Below are 511 nucleotides of genomic sequence, written 5' to 3' on the forward strand. Positions count from 1 at the left end.
GCGGCAATCCGGCCGCGGTCGTGCCGCTGGAGCATTGGTTGCCGGAGCAGCAGCTGCAGGACATCGCCGCGGAAAACAACCTCTCCGAGACGGCGTACTTCGTGCCGCTGCCCGATGACCGGTTCCACCTGCGCTGGTTCACGCCGGTCCATGAGGTCGAGTTTTGTGGGCACGCCACGCTGGCGACCGCGCATGTACTTGCCGCGCATCACGAGGTGATCGGCGAAATGGCCTTCTCGACACGCGTCGGCGAACTGCGTGTTGCCCGCGCCGACGGCGGCTATCGCATGGATCTGCCCAGCTTTCCTCCGGAACCACTGCCGGACCTGCCTGCGCCGATCGCCGAGCTGTTCGCCGATATCGACCACAGAGCCTTTCGCAATTTCGAGAACATCTTCGTCGAACTGCCGGATGAAGCGGCTGTCCGCGCCTTCATCCCGGATCTGACAAGAATCGCCACCCTGAAACTGCAGGGCCTGGTCATCACCGGCAAGGGCGATGGCTACGACTT

The 511-nt window shown here is 63.8% G+C and carries 1 protein-coding gene; it reads left to right on the plus strand.

Going from position 1 to position 511, the window contains the following annotated elements:
* Positions 1–511: PhzF family phenazine biosynthesis protein (locus tag D1614_RS25285; protein ID WP_147384430.1), on the plus strand; the 511-nt coding region annotated here is incomplete at both ends.

Source organism: Maribellus luteus, assembly GCF_003576475.1.
GTDB classification, from domain to species: Bacteria; Bacteroidota; Bacteroidia; order Bacteroidales; family Prolixibacteraceae; genus Draconibacterium; species Draconibacterium luteum.